General features: G+C 72.8%; 17 protein-coding genes. 8 read left to right on the forward strand and 9 right to left on the reverse strand.

Annotation, left to right across the window (positions count from 1 at the left end):
• The first annotated feature begins 22 nt into the window (after positions 1-22).
• The 4 genes from ATJ97_RS19725 to ATJ97_RS07710 are packed head-to-tail and all read left to right on the forward strand — an operon-like array spanning position 23 to position 3,887.
• Complete coding sequence (locus ATJ97_RS19725) at positions 23-418, forward strand: hypothetical protein (protein WP_170037243.1); 396 nt, start codon at positions 23-25, stop codon at positions 416-418.
• A 4-nt stretch (positions 419-422) separates the two neighbouring features.
• Positions 423-1,463, forward strand: coding sequence for a chemotaxis protein CheB (locus ATJ97_RS07700; RefSeq protein ID WP_170037246.1), 1,041 nt, complete (start codon positions 423-425; stop codon positions 1,461-1,463).
• A gap of 16 nt (positions 1,464-1,479) precedes the next feature.
• Positions 1,480-3,372, forward strand: a complete 1,893-nt coding sequence (locus tag ATJ97_RS07705) for a CheR family methyltransferase (protein WP_098483244.1) — start codon at positions 1,480-1,482, stop codon at positions 3,370-3,372.
• Between the two features lie 41 nt (positions 3,373-3,413).
• Positions 3,414-3,887: a mycothiol transferase gene (locus tag ATJ97_RS07710; protein WP_098483245.1), complete on the forward strand. Its 474-nt coding sequence runs from the start codon at positions 3,414-3,416 to the stop codon at positions 3,885-3,887.
• Positions 3,888-3,947: 60 nt separating this feature from the next.
• On the opposite strand, the gene ATJ97_RS07715 is transcribed toward ATJ97_RS07710, so the two are convergent.
• On the reverse strand, positions 3,948-4,670 hold the full coding sequence (locus ATJ97_RS07715) for an IclR family transcriptional regulator (RefSeq protein ID WP_098483246.1): 723 nt from the start codon (positions 4,668-4,670) through the stop codon (positions 3,948-3,950).
• Between the two features lie 408 nt (positions 4,671-5,078).
• Here ATJ97_RS07715 and ATJ97_RS07720 point away from each other — a divergent pair, with 408 nt between their 5' ends.
• Both ATJ97_RS07720 and ATJ97_RS07725 read left to right on the forward strand, forming a co-directional pair.
• Complete coding sequence (locus tag ATJ97_RS07720) at positions 5,079-6,290, forward strand: hypothetical protein (protein ID WP_098483247.1); 1,212 nt, start codon at positions 5,079-5,081, stop codon at positions 6,288-6,290.
• 80 nt (positions 6,291-6,370) lie between these two features.
• Positions 6,371-7,726, forward strand: coding sequence for a hypothetical protein (locus ATJ97_RS07725; RefSeq protein ID WP_098483248.1), 1,356 nt, complete (start codon positions 6,371-6,373; stop codon positions 7,724-7,726).
• A gap of 83 nt (positions 7,727-7,809) precedes the next feature.
• Here the strand turns inward: ATJ97_RS07725 and ATJ97_RS07730 are convergent, their stop codons facing one another.
• Together ATJ97_RS07730 and ATJ97_RS07735 are read right to left on the reverse strand one after the other, a co-directional pair.
• Positions 7,810-8,097 (reverse strand): hypothetical protein, encoded by a 288-nt coding sequence (locus ATJ97_RS07730; protein WP_211287103.1) that lies wholly within the window; start codon positions 8,095-8,097, stop codon positions 7,810-7,812.
• Between the two features lie 56 nt (positions 8,098-8,153).
• The gene (locus tag ATJ97_RS07735) at positions 8,154-9,725 is read right to left on the reverse strand and encodes a sugar transferase (protein WP_170037249.1); all 1,572 of its coding nucleotides are present in this window, start codon (positions 9,723-9,725) and stop codon (positions 8,154-8,156) included.
• Between the two features lie 490 nt (positions 9,726-10,215).
• Here ATJ97_RS07735 and ATJ97_RS07740 point away from each other — a divergent pair, with 490 nt between their 5' ends.
• Positions 10,216-11,601 (forward strand): S8 family serine peptidase, encoded by a 1,386-nt coding sequence (locus ATJ97_RS07740; RefSeq protein WP_098483250.1) that lies wholly within the window; start codon positions 10,216-10,218, stop codon positions 11,599-11,601.
• Positions 11,602-11,866: 265 nt separating this feature from the next.
• Here the strand turns inward: ATJ97_RS07740 and ATJ97_RS07745 are convergent, their stop codons facing one another.
• Positions 11,867-13,165 (reverse strand): MFS transporter, encoded by a 1,299-nt coding sequence (locus ATJ97_RS07745; RefSeq protein WP_098485312.1) that lies wholly within the window; start codon positions 13,163-13,165, stop codon positions 11,867-11,869.
• A 112-nt stretch (positions 13,166-13,277) separates the two neighbouring features.
• Here ATJ97_RS07745 and ATJ97_RS07750 point away from each other — a divergent pair, with 112 nt between their 5' ends.
• Entirely contained in the window at positions 13,278-14,084 is an 807-nt protein-coding gene (locus ATJ97_RS07750) for a response regulator transcription factor (protein ID WP_098483251.1), read from the forward strand.
• Here the strand turns inward: ATJ97_RS07750 and ATJ97_RS07755 are convergent.
• From ATJ97_RS07755 to ATJ97_RS07775, 5 genes are all read right to left on the reverse strand, one after another.
• Complete coding sequence (locus ATJ97_RS07755) at positions 14,035-14,409, reverse strand: hypothetical protein (protein WP_170037252.1); 375 nt, start codon at positions 14,407-14,409, stop codon at positions 14,035-14,037. The genes ATJ97_RS07750 and ATJ97_RS07755 overlap by 50 nt on opposite strands.
• A gap of 89 nt (positions 14,410-14,498) precedes the next feature.
• On the reverse strand, positions 14,499-14,882 hold the full coding sequence (locus ATJ97_RS07760; protein ID WP_098483253.1) for a hypothetical protein: 384 nt from the start codon (positions 14,880-14,882) through the stop codon (positions 14,499-14,501).
• Complete coding sequence (locus ATJ97_RS07765) at positions 14,879-15,568, reverse strand: signal peptidase I (protein ID WP_098483254.1); 690 nt, start codon at positions 15,566-15,568, stop codon at positions 14,879-14,881. The genes ATJ97_RS07760 and ATJ97_RS07765 overlap by 4 nt, the downstream gene beginning before the upstream one ends.
• A 12-nt stretch (positions 15,569-15,580) precedes the next feature.
• Positions 15,581-16,399: a hypothetical protein gene (locus tag ATJ97_RS07770; protein WP_098483255.1), complete on the reverse strand. Its 819-nt coding sequence runs from the start codon at positions 16,397-16,399 to the stop codon at positions 15,581-15,583.
• 185 nt (positions 16,400-16,584) lie between these two features.
• Positions 16,585-17,178, reverse strand: a complete 594-nt coding sequence (locus ATJ97_RS07775) for an alternate-type signal peptide domain-containing protein (RefSeq protein ID WP_098483256.1) — start codon at positions 17,176-17,178, stop codon at positions 16,585-16,587.
• Positions 17,179-17,226 lie beyond the last annotated feature (48 nt).

Raw genomic sequence — 17,226 nt, forward strand, 5'->3', positions numbered from 1 at the left:
GGACCGAGAGTACCGTGGTGACGTGGAGCAGGCGAGGGCCGACGAGGTTGCCCGTCGTCGCGCCCGGGCCGCCGAGAGGGTGCGGGAGCTGGTCGCGCTCCGGTCAAGGCTGACCACCGGCGGACCGGTCACCCCGGAGGATGTCGACCTCGCGGTGAGCCACGCCGAGGAGTCCCGCGTGCTTGCGGAGGAGGCGCACGAGCACGCGGCGGAGGCGCACCACCATGCCGCGCTCGCGCACACGACGGCGGCAGAGATGCTCGAGCTGCTCGGCGGCCGCGACGGCGGGGCGCGCGCCGCCCAGCACCGCGACGCCGCCCGTGCGCACCTCGCGCTCGAGCAGGCCGACCGGCTGCGGACGGCGGAGAACGGTGCCGACCCGGCGAGCTCCCACCGGCCGGACGAGCAGAGGGTGTGAGTGCGTGGCCAGACGTGACGTCGTCGTCGTCGGCGCCTCCGCGGGCGGGGTCGAGGCCCTCCGCCAGCTCGCCGGTGGCCTGCCCGCCGACTTCCCGGCCACCGTGGTCGTCGTGCTGCACGTGCCCTCCACGGGTACCAGCGCGCTGCCCCGCATCCTCGACCGCGCCGGTCCCCTGCCCGCACGGCACGCCGTCGAGGGCGACAGGCTCCGGCACGGGCAGATTCTCGTCGCCGCACCCGACCAGCACCTCATCGTCTACGACGACGCCGTCACCCTCTCGCGCGGCCCGCGGGAGAACGGTCACCGGCCCGCCGTCGACGTGCTCTTCCGCTCCGCCGCGGCCGCCCTCGGTCCCCGGGTGGTCGCCGTCGTCCTCTCGGGCGCCCTGGACGACGGCGCCGCGGGCATGGTCGCGGTGAAGTCGCGCGGCGGCGTCGGCATCTGCCAGGACCCTGGCGAGGCGCTGCACGAGTCCATGCCGAGCGCCGCCATGCAGGCCGTCGAGGTGGACCGGGTCGTCCCGGCCGCGATGATCCCCGCCCTCCTGAGCCGCATCGTCCTCGAGGAGGTCACCGACGTGCCGACGCCGCCGCCCGATCGCATGCGGAACGAGGCGCTGGTGGCCGAGTTCGACCTCGAGGCGATCGACAACGGCGGTGACCGACCCGGGATGCCGTCGGACTACACCTGCCCCGACTGTCAGGGTCCGCTGTACGAGATCGTCGAGAGCGGGCTGCTGCGGTTCCGGTGCCGCGTGGGTCACGCCTGGTCCGTCGCGAGCCTCGCCGCGCAGCAGACCGCCACGCTGCAGGGTGCGCTCTGGATGGCCCTCAGGTCGCTGGAGGAGAAGGCCACGCTCACGCGCCGGCTCGGGCAGCAGGCGGTGAGCCAGGGCAGACCCCTGACGTCGGAGGCCCTCGGCGCCGAGACCGACGACGTGCTGCGCGCCGCCGCCACGTTGCGTGACCTGATCGACCAGATCACCGCCCACGGGACCGTGACCGGGCAGGAGGGCGGGTCGAGACGTGAACGGGAGAACTGACGGGACCGCAGGGCCTGTGCCCACGGCCGGTCAGGAGCCGTCTCGTCCGGCGGGCAGGCCCGACGACGACGCCGCCTCCAACGGGACGGACCCGGACTTCGAGTCGCTCGTGCAGTACCTGAAGGAGGAGCGCGGGTTCGACTTCACCGGCTACAAGCGCAGCAGCCTCGTCCGGAGGGTCCGGCGACGCATGGAGTCGGTCGGCCTCACCGACTTCGAGCAGTACCACGACCACCTGCTGCTCCACCCCGGCGAGTTCACCGCCCTGTTCAACACCATCCTCATCAACGTCACGGGTTTCTTCCGCGACCCCGAGGCGTGGGAGTACCTGGCGAGGTCCGTCGTCCCCGACCTGCTGGCGCGGCGGGACGACCAGGACCTGCGCCTGTGGTGTGCCGGCTGCGCGTCCGGGGCGGAGGCGTACTCGCTGGCGATGGTGCTCGCCGAGGCGATGGGCCTGGCCGCGGTGCGCGAGCGGGTCAAGATCTACGCGACCGACGTCGACGAGGAGGCCCTCGCCCACGCGCGGCTCGCGACGTACACGGCGAAGGACGTCCACGCCGTCCCGACGCACATGCGGGAGAAGTACCTCGAGCCGGTCGGCGAGCGGTTCACGGTCCGCAAGGAGCTGCGGCGGGTGGTGATCTTCGGCCGCAACGACCTGGTGCGGGACGCGCCGATCTCGCACGTCGACATCCTGACGTGCCGCAACACGTTGATGTACTTCAACGCTGAGACGCAGGGGCAGATCCTCAACAGGTTCCACTTCGCGCTGAAGCCCGACGGTCTCCTCATGCTCGGCAAGGCCGAGATGCTGCTCAACCACGCCACCCGGTTCCGCCCCGTCGACCTGCGCCGACGGATCTTCCGCAAGGTGGCCGACGCCGGGCGCGACCGCCGTTTCGTCCTCCCCCCGGCAGCGCAGCAGCCCGTCACCGACCCCCCGGAGCTCACGCGGGCACGCAGCGCGGCCCTGATGGCGATGGCGCCCGCGACTCTGCTCGTGGACGTCGCGGGCCACCTCGTGCTCGCCAACCGGCGAGCGTCCCAGCTGCTGGGCATCAGCACGGCCGACCTCGGACGGCCGCTCGAGGATCTGCAGCTCGCCCTCCGTCCGGAGGGTCTGCAGGGGCGCGTCGCGGCGGTGATCGACACGCAGCGCCCCGTCCACCTCCGGGACGTGCGCTGGGAGGTGGCCCCGGCAGACCCGGGCGCGTTCGACGTGCTCATCACCCCGCTCGCCGACGAGACGAGCCGGCTGGGCGCCGCCGTCGTCTTCGAGGACGTCACGTCCTACCGGCAGCTCCACAGCGAGCTCGAGAGCGCCAACCAGCACCTGGAGACGGCGTACACGGAGCTGCAGAGCAGCAACGAGGAGCTCGAGAGCACCAACCAGGAGCTGCAGTCCACGGTCGAGGAGCTCGAGACCACGAACGAGGAGCTGCAGAGCACCAACGAAGAGCTCGAGACCATGAACGAGGAGCTGCAGTCGATGAACGACGAGCTCCACGTGACCAACGAGGCCCTGCGTGAGGGGCAGGACGAGATCACCCGTCTCAGCTCGTTCATGGCCTCGGTGCTCGACAGCCTGGTCGGCGCAGTGGTGGTGGTGGACCAGGACCTGCAGATCCTGGCGTGGAACTCCGTCGCCGAGGAGCTGTGGGGCGTCCGCAGCGACGAGGCGGTCGGTGCTCGTCTGCCCGACCTCGACATCGGCCTGCCGGTCGACCGGCTGCGGCAGCCGCTGCTCCACCAGATCGACGTCCCCTCCGCGGGGCCCGAGCGGCTCGAGCTGGAGGCGGTCAACCGGCGGGGACGCCTGCTCCGGGTGCGGGTGACGGTCTCTCGCCTCGCGACCGGCTCCGAGCCCTCGTCCGGCGCGGTGATCGTCATGGACCCCGCCGGGTAGGGACCTCGGCCCCGGAGCGGCGGCCCTGCCATCATGTGCCCATGAGCGACGAGTCCGACGACCTGCTCCTCTTCTGCGACCGAGCCGTGCGGGAGATGGGCGACATCCTGCTCTCCCTCGGTGACCAGCTCGCCAACGACCGCCCCGACCTGGCGGGCGCCAACTCGCCCTACGCGATCCTCAACCACTGCCTGGGCGTGATCGAGTACTGGATCGGCGCCGTCGTCGTCGGCCGCCCGGACCACCGGGACCGCGACGCCGAGTTCACGGCCTCCGGCCCGGTCGCCCCGCTCGTCGCGCGGTCCCGGGAGGCGCTGGCACGGCTGCACGACGACGTCGCCGACCTCGACCTCGGCGCGGCCGTCGAGGGGGGACCGCGCAAGCCGTGGATGCCCACCGACCGGCCGTTCACCCGCCGCGCCGCGCTGGTGCACGTGCTGGAGGAGCTGGTCCAGCACCACGGGCACATGGAGCTCACGCGCGACATCCTCCTCGCGCGCGAGGTCTCGAACTGACCGATCCGCCGGTCCAGGGCTGACGGGCGCCCGCCGGCGCCGCAGCCGGCCGGTGCCCGTTCAGGCCCCGCCCGCGAGCGCGACGAGGCGGGCCGCCCGACGCAACGCACCCGCCCTGGCGAGCACGGCCGGCGCCCGCTGGACGGGCACGGACACGGCGACAGCCATCGGGGCGTCCGGCACGGGGGTCGCCAGGCAGACCGTGCCGAGCGCGTACTCCTCGTGGTCGACGGCGATGTCACTGCCGCCCTCGAGCTCCTGGAGCAGCGCCCGGGTCGAGGTGACCGTGCGCGGGGTGAGGTCGACCAGCGGGTGCGACGCCAGGTACTCGAGGCGGTCCTCCTCGGGCAGCGTGGCGAGGACGGCCTTGCCGAGCGCGGTGGCGTGGGCGGCGTCGTGGAAACCCACCCACAGGTCGGTCCGGGGCGCGGCGGGCGAGTCGACGATCTCGGCCAGGCGGATCTCGCCGTCGTCCAGGACGGAGAGGTAGGCGGCGGCGCCGAGCTCGTCGTGGAGCTGCTGGAGCACCTGCCGCGAGCGCCGCGGCTGCGCGCCGCCCGCTGCGAGGGCGTCCACCCGGTCCCCGACGACGTAGCCGTCCGGGGTGCGGGCCAGGTAGCCCTCGTGCACGAGGGTGCGCAGCAGGTGGTAGGTGGTGGGCAGCGGGAGGCCGACGGCGTGCGCGAGGCGTTTGGCGGGCACGGGGGCGCTCGCGGACCCGACCGCGTCGAGCAGGTTCAGGGCACGGACGACCGAGTTGATCAGGGTGGGCTGCGCTGCCACGTCGACCTCCTGCGGCCAAGGGTAGACAGGAACCTGCGCAGGTACGTCACGTTGAGGTCACGTGGAGCGTGCGGCACCTCCGCGGCAGCACGGGGTCGCGGCGGGCGGCGTCGCGGCACGGGGTCGCGGGGCGGGCGAGCCCCCTGTGCCCGCCCGCCCCGCGTCCAGCCGACCGACACCGCAGCGAGGCGACGCTTCCGGCCGGTGCCGGCACAGAGCTAGCCGACCACAGAGGAAGCGGGAGGGGCGACGGAAGTGCCTGGTGATGACTGGGTGAATACCGCGGTCACCCCGGGGGCGAGCGCAGGGCGGAAGCCTGACGTCGGTCCGGGCACCGACACCTTCTCGCCGCGCGCGATCCGGACACCGTCGGTATCTTGTGATCGACCTCACCCTGCAGGAGACGTCATGGCGCACCCAGCTCAGCGACGCGAGGACGGCATCGACCGCCTCGCGAGCTGGGCGCGGCGCGGCCTTCTGGCCCTCGGCGGTACCGGCGCCGCGGTGCTTCTCTCCGCAGGTCTCACCACCTCCGCCGCGGCCGACGACTACGGCGACGACGACGGCGAGGCGCTCCTACGGGGCGTCACCTCCGTCGTCGCCGAGACGGTGGACGACGCCGCAGCGCCGGCGGTGCGAGAGCTCCCCTCCCCGGTCGGCGAGGTCGTCTCCGGAACCGTGAGACCCGCAGCCCGTGCGGTGGCCGAGCCAGTCGTGCAGGGGGCGACCGGGCCGGTCGCGCAGAAGCTGGTCACGCCGGCCGTGCAGGAGGTGGCCGCGCCGGCCACGGACGAGGTAGTTGCACCGGTGGTGCGAGAGGTTGCCGAGCCGGTGACCCGGGTGACGGAGCCGGTGGTCGACGCCGCCGCGCCTGTGGTGGGCGCGGTCCTCCAGGACGTCGTCGAACCGGTGACCGAGGGCGTCGTCGCCCCCGTCGTCGAGCCGGTCAGGGAAAGGCTCGACGCGCCGATCGTCGATCCGGTGGCGGACGGCGTCCTGGCGCCCCTCGTCGGCGCAGTGGTGACGCCCGTCCTCGACGGCGTCCTCGCCCCGGTCGCCGACGGGGTGGTGACGCCTGTCCTCGGCGGTGTGGTGACGCCTCTCCTCGGCGGTGTTCTCGACCCGGTGAGCGCTGTGCCCGTCATGCCGGCAGTCGACGCCGTCATGGAAGCCGGCGTCGACGTGACAGGGCACGGCGCGAGGACTTCCGGCTCCCTAGCAGGTGATCTTGCGGCGACGCGGCCCGACTCGGCAGCCGCGCCCGACACCCTGCCTGTCCGGCATGCTCACACGGCGGTCTCCCGCGGCACCGACGCCACAGGCGTCGATGTCGCCCTCCTGCTCGACACATCACTCTCCCCGTCGGCCCACGAGCCGTCGGGAGCCGCAGGTGCCACGACTCATCCCTCGAGCGGCGTCCCCTCCGGACCGCTCCTCGCGGCGCTTCCGAGCCCTGCGACGTCGACCACGTCGACGGGCAACAACTCGCCGGGTGGCACGGACGCCGACCTCGCCGGTGGCTTCGCTGCGCCCCGGAACGACCTGAGCTTCTCCTCGGGCGCGGTCCCGCCGTCGACCTCTCTCGAGGTCCTCCTCGAGGTGGCCGTCGCTCCTGACTGATGGCGGTCCGGGCGGCGAGCTGCCGCCATGCGGACCCGCGCTCTTCGGGGCGCACGAACCCATCAGCCAGGAGGACTTCCATGCATGTCTACGCTCGACGAGCGCTCCACACGGCGCTCCTCACCGGCGGCCTGCTCGCCGCCGGAACCGCAGCGGCCAACGCCGCAACCCACGACGGCGGGCTGGTCGGCGACATCGCCGACGACCTCACCGTCGTCGCTCCCGTCACCGCACCTGTGACCGTCGACGGCGTCGCGGTCAGCGTCCTCGGCGACGCCAGCACGAGCACCAGCTCACCGGCCCCGGCGCCTGCCGACGTCACCGTCACCGACACGTCCAGCGAGGACACGTCCCACAGCGGGCTGGTCGGGGACGTCGTCGACGACGTCACGGTCGTCGCCCCCGTCACCGCACCCGTGACCGTCGACGGCGTCGCAGTCGGCGTCCTCGGCGACGCCAGCACGAGCACCAGCTCACCGGCCCCGGCGCCGGCACCTGCCGACGTCAGCGTCACCGACACGTCCAGCGAGGACACGTCCCACGGCGGACTGGTCGGTGACATCGCCGACGACCTCACCGTCGTCGCCCCCGTCACCGCACCCGTGACCGTGGGGTGCACGTCGGTGGCAGTGGTGGGTGATGCGGACGCCGAGTGCGCCGGCGCGCGTACCACCGGCGCTCCTGACGTCACGGTCACGGACACCGGCCCGGACGAGGGCGCTCGTAGAGACGGCCTCGTTGGGGACATCGCCGACGACATCACGGTCGTCGCACCCGTGACGGCGCCGGTGACCGTGGAGGGGCTGGCACTCAGCGTGATCGGCGACGCCACCACCGGGTCGAGCGGCTCCGCACCCGGCGCGACCCCGGGCGGTGTCACCGTCACGGACAGCACGGACAGCACCGAAAACGACGGCGCCCTGGTCGGCGACGTCCTGACCGACGCCACCGTCGTCGCGCCCATCACCGCCCCTGTCACCGTCGGCGGCAACGCCGTCAGCGTCCTCGGCGACGCCACCACGGTCGAGGACGCGCCGGCGGGCCCGACCGTCCCCTCAGTGCCGCCGGTCGTGCCGGACGAGCCCTCCACTCCGGAGGTACCGGCGGAGCCCGCTGAGCCCTCGGACGAGGGCGCCTCAGGCGTTCTGCCCACGGCCGAGGGCATCGACCCTGAAATCTCCGGCGTCGATGCGGACATCCGGTTCGGTGCCGGCTTCGGAGTCGGCACCGCGCCCGGCATCGCCGCGGCCCTGGGCGGCGCGTCCGGTCCCGTCCAGGCGGAGGGGTCGACGGCGGCACGGGCACCGCTGCCGCACGACGGCGAGCGCGACTCCCTCTCCGACACGGGAGTCGGGGTAGGTGGAACGGTCTCGCTCTCGGTCCTGCTCCTCGCCGGCGGCACGGTGCTGCTGGGTCGTAAGGCCCTCGCTGCCTGAGCGCAGCCCACGGATGTCGTGGCTCGCCGGCCCCCACTCGGGGGAGGGGACCGGCGAGCTGCGCACTTCCCTCGGTGCGCGCCCTACAGGTCGCGCCACCGACCGCCCACCCGCTGGGTGAGCACGGGCCCGCCCACCTGGGCCAGGTCGCGTGCGGCCTCGTGCACGCGCGCGGCCACCTGACGCGCCTCGCCGTCGTCGGCCGCGGTGAAGCGCACAGTGATCTGCGGCCGCCCTCCGACGATGCCGACGTCCCTCGCCTCCACCGTGGTGGTGCGGGCGGCGGCGTCGGCCGCCTCGGGCAGGAGCCGTTCCGGCCGGACGCCGGGATGGAGCAGGCCGACGGTCAGACGCACGCGGTAGGAGGGCACGTCGCCATCTTCCCGCTTCCCGCGGGCCGCGGACTGCGGACTGCCCGTACCGCGGTTCAGTACGCGCCGTCGGCCCGGAAGACCTCCCGCACGGTCTTCATGATGAGGATCAGGTCCCCGCTGACGGACCAGTTCTCCACGTAGCTGAGGTCGAGCCGCACGCTCTCGTCCCACGAGAGGTCGGAGCGGCCGGAGACCTGCCACAGCCCCGTCACGCCCGGCTTGATCAGGAGCCGGCGGTGCACGTGCCGTTCGTACTGCGCGACCTCGCTGGCCAGCGGCGGCCGCGGTCCCACCACGCTCATCCGGCCGCGCAGCACGTCCCAGAACTGGGGGAACTCGTCCAGGGAGTGCTGGCGCAGGAACTTGCCCACCCGGGTGACGCGAGGGTCGTCGGTGAGCTTGAACAGCACGCCGTCGGCCTCGTTCCTCGCCCGCAGCTCCGCGAGGCGGGCCTCGGCGTCCACCGCCATCGAGCGGAACTTGTGCATCATGAACGGCCGGCCGTTCTGCCCCACCCGTTCCTGACGGAAGAAGACCGGACCGCCGTCGTCGAGCTTGATCGCGATGGCGACGGCGGCGTACAGCGGGGCGAGCAGGACCAGGGCGATCGAGGCGAAGGCGATGTCCATGCTGCGCTTGACCAGGTGCGCGAGGCCGGAGAATCGCGGGAGGTCGACGTGGACCACCGGCAGCCCGTCCACCGGGCTGTGGTGGATGCGCGGCCCCGCGACGTCGGTGAGCTGGGAGACGAGCAGCAGCTCCGCGGCGCCCTCCTCGAGCTCCCACGCGAGCTGCTTGATCTCGGCGGACGGCATCTTGCCGGCGATGAGCACCGCGCCGAGCCGGGGGTCGTGGGCGGCGAGCCGCAGCTCGTCGAGGGAGACGCGCGGCAGCTCCGGCACGGGCGGCGTGCCGGTCGAGCCGCCGACCTCCGACCCGGTGAGGGAGACCGCCACCGGCCGGTACCCGGCGTCGGGGTGCTTGCGCATCTCCGCGACGGCGCAGGCCACCTCGTCGGCGTCGCCCACGACCACGGTGCCGGTCAGCGCCCGGCCGCGCTTGCGCACCCGGGACAGCGCGGTGCGCCAGGTCAGCCGCCCCGCGAGGATGAGGCCGAGCCCGGCCGGGAGCGCGACGACGAAGTACCCGCGGGAGAGCGGCACCGGGCCGAGGTAGGAGACGATCGCGATCGCGCCGAACGCCGCCAGCGTGGCGACCAGCACCCGGCGGTACTCCTCGAGGCCGGCGCCGAGGACGCGGCGCTTGCGGCTGTCGAAGGCGGTCAGCGAGACGAACCAGACGACGGCGATCAACCCGCTGACGGCCCCGTACCCGAGGTACTGGGAGCCCACCGCAAGTTCGTGGGGCTCGGTGCCGAAGCGGGTGAACGCGGCGATGCGCAGGGCCAGCACCACCAGGACGAAGTCGGTGACCGCGAGCGCGGCCCGGTACCTCCGGTCCCAGGCTCCGCTGGGTTCCGGGGCGAGCGCGGGCCACATCCACAGCCACGCCGACCTGGTGCCGGTGGTGGGCCGGTGCGTGGCGACCGCCGCGCCGGGTCCGCGGCCCGCGGCGGCGGGGACCGACCTCAGCGTCGTCGCCGCCGTCCTCAGGATGCGGTCCATCGGTGCGCTCCCGACCCCTTGCGGGGCAGCGACCCTGGCTGGCCTGCGTGACACGCGCTTGAGCATCGACGCTCCCGACGGTAGTCCCGACAAGTCTGCGGACCACTGCATCAGGTGGCCCGCGACCCGGGCAGCCGTCGGGCCGGTGATCGGCGGGTGATCGGCCCTTCTCGCCCCTGGCCCGAAACAGGGCGATGGGGCTCCAGGGCTCCGCGCCGTTAGGGGGTGAGGGGAGTCCTGCGACTCTGACGCTCGCTGACGGGCGGCGACGGCGCCGCGCAGCCGGACGAGGCCGCCCTGGACGTCTCCCGGTGGCGCGCCTCGACACCCGGGTCCCCGGGCACGACCCCTCCCCCGGGGCGCGCGGCGAGGCTCGTCCCCTCGCCCCCGCTCCGGGGGCCGGCGCAAGAGGGGGCTCGACAGGGTTGTGGGGCCCGCAGCCCGCTCCTTACCGTCGAGGGGAACCCAACGACGAGCGAAGGAGCACGCCGTGGTGCGTACCTCTCACCTCCGCCGCGCGCTCGCGGCCGTCCCGGCGCTGCTCGCGGTCGTGATGGCGCCCGCGGCGTTCGCCTCCCCCGCCGACGGCGCAGCCTCCACCCCGCCGGGCGCCGGGCCGGCGGGCGGCGAGGAGTCCACCTACGTCGTCGTCATGAGTGACGGGACGAGCGACGACGCCGTGGTCTCGGAGGCGGAGCGCCACGATGCCGAGCAGACCTACGAGGAGGCGGTCGAGGGGTACACCGCCTCCATGACCCCCGCCGAGGCCGCGAGCCTCGAGGCCGACCCGGCCGTGGAGTTCGTGGCCGAGGACCGCGTCGTGGCCACGCTGGAGCCGGCCGAGGAGGCCACCGCCGCCGCCCAGCTCGTGGGGAACCAGGTCAGGCGGATCGGCGGGCCGTCGTCGTCCACCCTCGCCGGGAACGGCGCCGGGGCGGTCGGCGTCAACATCGCCGTGATCGACTCCGGCGTCGACCGGGCGCACCCGGACCTCAACGTCCGCGGCGGGGTCGACTGCTCCAGCGGCAGCGCCGCCGTCCCGGGCGCGAGCCTGACCGACCAGCTCGGCCACGGCACGCTCGTGGCCGGCGTGGTCGCCGCCCGCGACAACGGCTTCGGCGTGGTCGGCACCGCGCCCGGTGCCCCCGTGTGGTCCGTCCGGGTGGCCGACGCCAACGGCCGCATCACGATCTCCAGCCTGGTCTGCGCCGTCGACTGGGTGACCTCCACCCGCACCGATGCGGACCGGGGCAACGACATCGCCCTCGCGAACATCAGCATCGCGGGCTCCGGCAAGGACGACGGCAAGTGCGGGCGGGTGTCCAAGGACCCGCTCCACGCGGCGATCTGCGGCTCGGTGCGCGCCGGGGTGGCTTACGTCGTCGCCGCCGGCAACGCCTCACACGACCTCGCGCTCGACATCCCGGCCTCCTACGACCAGGTGCTCGCGGTGACGGCCGCCGCCGACACGGACGGGAGCCCCGGCGGGGCGGGCCCGGACGCCTGCCCGCCGTCGACCATCGCGATGACCGACGACGCCGCAGCCCCCTTCTCCAACTTCGCCGTCTCCGGAGGGGACCGGCAGCACACCGTCGCCGCCCCCGGAGCCTGCATCACCTCGACCTCGCCCGGCGGCGCGTACTCCGCGGCCCGCTCGGGGACGAGCTTCGCCAGTCCGGTGGCGGCGGGCACGCTCGCGCTGTGCCTGCAGGGCGGGCAGTGCCCGCGCGGCGACGGCGTCGCCACGACCACGCGGTTCCGCGACCTCGTCGCGGCGTACAACCGGGACCACCCCGACCACGGGTTCGCGGGCGACCCGGCCCGCCCGAACGGGAACCGGTACTACGGGGACCTGGTGGCGGAGTCACCGTTCTGACGCGGTCGGCAGCTGACGCCAGGGCACCTCAGTGCCTCCATGCCTCCGCGCCTCCGTGCCTCCGCGCCTCCGCGCCTCCGCGCCTCCGCGCCTCCGCGCCTCCGCGCCTCCGTGCCTCCGTGCCTCAACGATTCTTGGTGCGCGTTCCTGCGTTCGGTGCGTGGTGCAACGGGCACCGGACGAAGGAACGTGCACCGAGATCGCTGGCCGCCCGAGGAATGGGGACGGCCCCCTCGGAAGGTGACGGTTCGCCAGGAGGGGCAAGTCAGGAGATGAGACCAGCCCGGCGCCGGGTCGTGCGGTTGGCGTGCACCGACCAGCGCGGCACCCAGCGGGCCAGGGCGCCCGCAGCCGCACCACCGAGCGCACCGGTGACCCAGATGCCCGCGGCGAGCGAGCCGAGCGCCGCGCCGGCGGACGCGATCAGCGGGCCGAGCGCCCCGCCGGAGTCCTGGAGCACACGCCACATGCCGAGGAACTGCGCCCGGCCCTCCTTCGGCGCCACGTCGGAGCCGAGGGTCATGAGGATGCCCGAGCTCATGCCGTTCCCCAGGCCCATGAAGGCCGCGGCGACGGACATGCTGGCGACCGACCCGGTGAAGGGCAGCGCGATCATGGCCGCGCCCATGACGATCATCGACGGCACGCCGATCCACAGCCGGCCGAGGCGGTCCATGACCTTGCCCGCCGGGTAGAAGAGCAGCATGTCCACCGCCCCGGCGATGCCGAAGATCAGCGAGGTCGTGGACGGGTCGAGCCCCAGGTGCTCGCCCCACAGCGGCAGGACGGTCTGCCTCGCCCCGCGCACGGCGCCGACCAGCAGCACGGCGGTGCCGAGCGTGGTGAAGACCCGCCGGTGCTCGCGCAGCACCTGGCCCATCCGCGGCCCCAGGCCGCCGGCCCGGCGCGCCGCCCGTCGAGCGGCGGCCCGGGCCCGCAGCGACCCGGCGGCGGGCCGCTCCCCCGGCGGCGTCTCGCGCACGAGCACGAGCGTGAGCGTGGCGGCGGCCGCCGTGGCGACGCCGAGCAGGTACGCGTTGCGCACGTCCCCGCCGTGGATGACGAGGGCGCCGACGAACGGGCCGAGGAACTGCCCGATGCGGTGGACGCCGGCGAGCGTGGAGAGCACCCGGGCGCGACGCAGCGGCGGGGTGATCTCGGTGAGGTACGAGTGCCGCGCCAGGTTGAACACGGCCGACGCGGCGCCGGTGGCCAGGACCGCGACGCCGAGGGTGACGAGGCCGGGGGCGAACGCGGCGCCGGCGAAGGCCAGGACGGCGACGAACCCGGCGAGGATCATCGCGTACCGGTCGCCGATGCGGGCCGCGAGCGCCCCGGCCGGGAGGTCGGCGAGGATCTGCCCCACGGGCAGCAGGGCCGCGAGGACCCCGGCGAGGGCGAGACCGGCGCCGAGCCCGACCGCCGTCGGCGCGATGATCGGCAGCATCGCCCCGATGCCGATCTCGAAGATGAGCGACGGGACGAACGCGCCGAGCACCACGGTCCGCAGCGGGAACATCGGGGCGTCGTACGGGTCGCGGGCGCGGCAGGAGGAGTCAGGCATGGTGCGCACATCATCCCGTGCCGGGGGTGTCGTGGCTGACTTGTCCGGTTTTCCCCGGCCAGTTCTTGACGGCTACCGCCCGAATGTCGGCGAATGTTGTTAGTTTCACACTGTGACGCAGAACGACGCACCGCGGACGGCGGTCGTCATCGAGGACGACGCCGACATCCGGTTCCTGCTCGAGGCCACCTTGGCGCAGGCAGGTTTCGCCGTGCACTCCGCCGGGACGGGCGTGGAGGGCGTCGAGCTGGTCCGCGTGAACCAGCCACTGGTGACCACCCTGGACATCTCGCTGCCGGACATCGACGGCTTCGAGGTGGCCCGCCGGCTCCGCACGTTCTCCAGCACCTATCTCGTCATGCTCACCGGCCGCGCCGAGGAGATCGACACGCTGCTCGGCCTGGACGCGGGCGCGGACGACTACGTCACGAAGCCCTTCCGGCCGCGCGAGCTGCGGGCCCGGATCGAGGCGATGCTGCGCCGTCCGCGGACCCTCGCCACCCCGGCCTCGACCTCGCCGGCGTTGGCCGCCTCGTCGTCGAGCGCGCCGGAGGCGGGCCAGAGCCCGCCATCACCGGTGCAGGCCCCGAACCGCGTGCTCACCCACCGCGGGCTGCGGCTCGACGTCGACGCCCGGACCGTGGAGCTGGACGGCAGCCCGATCCGCCTCACCCGCAGCGAGTTCGACCTGCTGGCGGCGCTCCTGGCGTCGCCGAACCGGGTGGTGTCCAAGAACGAGCTGGTGCGCCGGCTCTGGGGCGAGGACTACTCCACCGGGGTCGAGGTCGCGGACGCGGACCGCCGCACCGTCGAGGTGCACCTCGCCAACCTGCGTCGCAAGCTCGGCGAGGACGCCTCGTCCCCGCGGTTCATCGAGACCGTGCGCGGCGTCGGATACCGTCTGACGCCAGCTCGCTGACGGCGAGGGTGATCCCGGCCACCGAACCGGGAATCTCCTCCTCCACCGGCGTGAGCCCGGACCGGGCGCCCTCGAGGTCACCGCTGCGCGCGGACTCCGCGACGCCGTGCGCCGCGTCCGCGAGGTCCTGCGCCCCCACCATCCAGCTCGCCGTGTACAGGCTCACCGCAGCCGTGTAGGCCTCGTCCGTGTCGGCCCGGGCGAGCGCGTGCCGGAGCCGGTGTACCCGGCCCTCGAGTGCGTCGAGGTAGAGGCCCGCGAAGTCTCGTGCCACGTCCGCGCCGAGGTCGGCGGCCATGTCGTGAAGTGCATGGTTCGGCACCATCGCCCCTCCCCTCCTACGGAAGAAGCACACCATCCGCGCATGTCAACGAGGCAGCACCCAGCAGGCTGAATCTTGGGTGACCGGACGCCTCACCCCGGGAGGCGGGAGACCACGTGGGAGGGTGGGGCGGGAGTAGCCAGTGCGGTGGCCAGCTCCGTGCACGTCACCCTGGCGGCGGCGGAGAGGTCGCCCAGCGCACGAGCGGCGGGCCACCCGAGTCCGTGGCGGGCGGCGACCGCGAACCCGCGGGAGAGCCGGGCGACGACGACGGCGCCAACCATCCCCGACGTCGAGCTGAGGCTGAGCGCGGCCGCGTAGCCCTCCTCGATGTCGCCGTCGCGCACCGCCCGGTGCAGACGGGCGATGCGCGACGGCAGCTCTGCGAGATACCGGCCGGCGAAGTCACGGGCGGCGTGGTGGCCGAGGTCGTCCTCGAGCACGCGCAGCGCCCCGAGGTCGAGAACGGTGCTCATCGGGTCACCTCCTGCTCGGTCCGGTCCACGGTGTCCACTTCCAGCTCGGCCGGGTCCGCCGTCGGCTCCTCCGGGTCGGCGGCGACGAAGGCGGGCGCTTCGTCCCGGTCAAGCTCCCTCTCGGCGGCCGCTTCGTCAGCACCGACGTCCTGCTTCGGACGACGGGCGTCGCGTACCGCACTGACCAACTGTAGTGCGGCGTAGCCGAACAGAATGGCGGCGACGACGACGATGCCGGCGCTCTTCTGGTTGCCGTCCAGGGCATTCGCGACATAGCCGGCGTAAGGGACGTGGTACCTCACCTCGCCGCGCAGCTGGGTGGCGGTGATCTCCCACGGGTCGGCGGCGTTGTTCGCGTCGCCCTGAGTGGTGAACGAGACGGACCCGTCGGTGCTCACCGAGCGGCTGACGATGCGGTGGGTGACGAGCGTCTGGTCGTCCGGGTACGGCATGAAGGTGACGACATCGCCGATCTGGAGCTGCTCGGCGTCCGCGTCGCCTTCCAGCGGCTCGACGATCACCTGGCTGCCGGTGGGGATGGTCGGCTCCATGGAGCCGGTGAGGACGGTCAGCGGCACCCAGCCCAGAACCCGCGGAACGACGATGATGGCGAGGGCGACGGCGGCAAGAAGGCCCAGAATGAGCCACAGCAGCGGGTTCAGGGCCCGGCGGAGAGTGGTCGCCATGTCAGTCCCGATCTACTTCACGACGGCGCAGCTACGGGTCACGTACTGCGTCTCCTTGGTGGTGCCGTCCTGGTAGACGGCCCGCACGGAGTAGAGCCAGTTGTCGTTCTGGGTCGGGACGGTCACGGTGTACACGGTCCGACCGTCCGCCGTGATGCTCTGCACCACCTTGAAGTTGTTCTCGGCGCTGTTCCTCTCGAGGATCTGCCACCGCAACGGCTCCTTGCCGTCCCAGGTCCAGAAGATCGTGATGGAACCGCCCTCCGAGGAGCCGGGCAGGCATCCGAGCTCGGGAAATGTCGGGATCGATGGCACACCGGCGAATGACACTTCGTGCACCGCCTGTGCGGACCAGCCCTGGCCAGGAGTGGACTGCTGGAGTCTCCAGATCACGCGGGGCTGGGCGGTCATGGCCCGAGCCTCGGCGACCGGCAGCTGGATGCGTGCGGTGACGACCGCGCCGTTGTACGTGCGATCCACGTTCCAGGAGCCGCTCGAGGCGGTGAGGCGCCCGGTGGTTTCGGAGACGTCTACAACCATTCCTGGCGGGGTCGTGCCGTTCGCCAGCGTGAAGCCGGCCAGATCCAGATCTAGTTTGGCGGTGAGCGCGTCTCCTTGGACTGCGAGATGCGCCGAGGCCGTCACCACGACGGTCCCGCCAACTACCTCCACCGACGTCCCAACCGGTTCGACGCTGAGCTGCCCGCTCGAGATGGTGCCCGCAAGCACCACCGTGTCGGACCAGGCCGCATACGAGGAACCACCCGGGCTGAACAGCGCGACACTGGCCGCGATGGCGGCGGTGACGCTGATCAGGCGAGCGGTGTTCATTTCCCGGAACTTTCAGTTGGTAGGAAGGTTGTTGCCCTCCTCGGAACCGCAGGGGGAGGCTCCGAGGAGGGCGCCTCGAGCTGGAAGGCGCTCGAGGGGGTGGTCTCCTCGGGGCCAAGGGGGGGGTGCCCCGAGGAGACCAAGCTCCTCGCAGTCAATTCGACTCGAGGAACGTTCAGACGGCGTTAGACGGCACCGTTGTCGTCGAGCGAGGCATCGGCAGGGGCGGTTTGCCTAGCGCTCACCGTGATCTTCTTCAGGATGAACGACTGGTCCTGTTCTGTCGTGTCAGCCGGCAGGGTGATACGCACCTGGACCTCAAGGTTCTTGGCGCCCTGCCTCATGATCATGGGCCCATCGAACTTCGCGCCATTCACCGTGATTTGCGCGGTCTCTTCCAGCGCGCTCACAACATCGTCGTCAATAGCACCACTCGCGCCGTCGATGTTGGCGTCGAGCTCAAACTCCAGCGCAGCTCCTTCAGCAACGAGCTGGATGTTCTGCGTATAGGTCAGCGTCTCGCCCGGAACGATGTCGTAGGCGCTGATGTTCTGAATACCCTTGTTGGTGGTGACACTCCTCCAACGCCCCTCCTCCGCCGGCTGAACCAGCTGGAGCTTCCCGGAGGTGATCGATCCGGGGTCCACAGTCGCCTCCGACGTCCAGGCGGCGAAGGTTCCACCCCCACCAGCCAGCAGGGCGACGCCCACACCGGTGGCGACGAGCGCCTTGGTGAGCTTCGAACGGGAGCGGGGCTTCTCAGCGGTGGTCACGGCCATGGGGGGAGGGTCCTTGTCGGTGAGGGTCTTCTTCTGTCGGCACGGGGT

It is taken from the genome of Georgenia soli (assembly GCF_002563695.1).
Classification (GTDB): domain Bacteria; phylum Actinomycetota; class Actinomycetes; order Actinomycetales; family Actinomycetaceae; genus Georgenia; species Georgenia soli.